Source organism: Polaromonas sp. P1_E1_2, from assembly GCF_056406035.1.
Map to the genome: position 1 here is coordinate 1 of NZ_JBFUAZ010000760.1, position 1705 is coordinate 1705.

At 61.5% G+C, this 1705-nt stretch carries 3 protein-coding genes; all 3 read right to left on the reverse strand.

The features are described 5' to 3' along the window. The coding region (locus AC1D1P_RS22595) for an amino acid--tRNA ligase-related protein (protein WP_477674531.1) at positions 1-656 on the reverse strand (656 nt) is incomplete at its 3' end. A 51-nt stretch (positions 657-707) separates the two neighbouring features. Then, a complete protein-coding gene (locus AC1D1P_RS22600) occupies positions 708-1337 on the reverse strand; it encodes a DUF502 domain-containing protein (protein WP_457279653.1) in 630 nt (209 codons plus the stop codon). Then, positions 1337-1705 (reverse strand): FmdB family zinc ribbon protein (locus tag AC1D1P_RS22605; protein WP_477669818.1); only part of this gene is annotated, 369 nt, incomplete at its 5' end. The genes AC1D1P_RS22600 and AC1D1P_RS22605, both read right to left, overlap by 1 nt.

Below are 1705 nucleotides of genomic sequence, written 5' to 3' on the forward strand. Positions count from 1 at the left end.
ATCTGGTAGTAGCGGTCGAAGCCTGCGACCATGAGCAACTGCTTGAACAGCTGCGGGCTTTGCGGCAGCGCGAAAAACATGCCTTCGTTGACGCGGCTGGGCACCAGGTAGTCGCGCGCGCCTTCGGGCGTGCTCTTGGTCAGCATCGGGGTTTCGATGTCGATGAAGCCGTTGGCGTCGAGGAACTTGCGCGTTTCCATGGCCACGCGGTAGCGCAGCATCAGGTTGTTCTGCATGTAGGGACGGCGCAAATCCAGCACGCGGTGCGTGAGGCGCGTCGTCTCAGACAGGTTGTCGTCGTCAAGCTGGAACGGCGGCGTCACGCTCGGGTTCAGCACGATCAGTTCGTGGCACAGCACCTCGACCTTGCCGCTTTTGAGGTTGTCGTTGGTCGTGCCTTCAGGGCGGGCCCGCACTACGCCTTTGACCTGCACGCAGAATTCGTTGCGCACGCCCTCGGCGGTTTTGAACATGTCGGCGCGGTCCGGGTCGCAGACCACCTGGACATAGCCTTCGCGGTCGCGTAAGTCGATGAAGATCACACCGCCATGGTCGCGGCGACGATTGACCCAGCCGCACAGGCTCACGGTTTGGCCCAGCAAGGCCTCGGTCACCAGACCGCAATAGTTCGAACGCATTTGGGAAACGATAGCCATAAAAATCTCGGACTTTCAGCGCCTCGCGCGCAGTGTTGCAATTTTCGCCGTTTACAGGGGAGGGGTCAGCGGCCGCGGTACAGGTTTGGAGGGCACCACGACGCCCATGGAAATCACGTAGGTCAAAGCCTCATCGACGCTCATCTGGAGCTCAATGCAGTCGCTTCTTTTCAGCATCACAAAATAGCCACCGGTGGGATTGGGCGTGGTGGGTACATAAACACTCAGGTAGTCGCCCTGCAGGTGATTGACCACATCGCCGCCGGGCAGCCCCGTCAGAAAGCCGATGGTCCAGACACCTTCACGCGGCCACTGCACCAGCAAGGCCTTGCGAAAGGCATTGCCATTTTCCGAGAACACCGTATCGGAGACCTGCTTTACGCTGGAATAAATGGAGCGGACGATGGGAATGCGGCTCAGGAATGAGTTGCCCCAGCGCACCAGTTTCTTGCCGAAGAAATTGCTGGCAACCGCGCCCATCAGCAGCACGATCAGCAGCGTCAGCAGCACGCCGAAACCGGGGATATGGAAACCCAGCAGCTTGTCGGGGTGCCAGGCGCCAGGAAGAATCAGCAGCGTCTGGTCCAGCGTGCCGACGATCCAGTCGAGCACCCACAGCGTGATGGCCAGGGGCACCAGCACCAACAGTCCGGCCAGAAGCCATCGGCGGATCGAAGCCATCACGAGGAAGTCTTGGAAGAGGAGTCGGTGGCCGAAGCCTTGGCGGGCGCGGCCGGCGCGGGAGCTGCTGCCGTGCTTGCCGGCGCGGCTGCGCCGGAATCGGCCGGCTTGCTGTCCGCACCGTTGCTGCTGGAAGCGCCGGCTTCGCCGCCGTCAGTCTTGGGCGCGGGCACGCCTGTGCTGTTGCCGCCGCGGAAGTCCGTCACGTACCAGCCCGAGCCCTTGAGCTGGAAACCCGCAGCCGTGACCTGCTTTTTGAATGCGGGTTCGCCGCATTGCGGACACACTGAGAGGGGCGCATCGGAGATTTTTTGCAGAACGTCCTTGGCATGCCCACAGGACTCGCATTTATAGGCGTAGATTGGCAT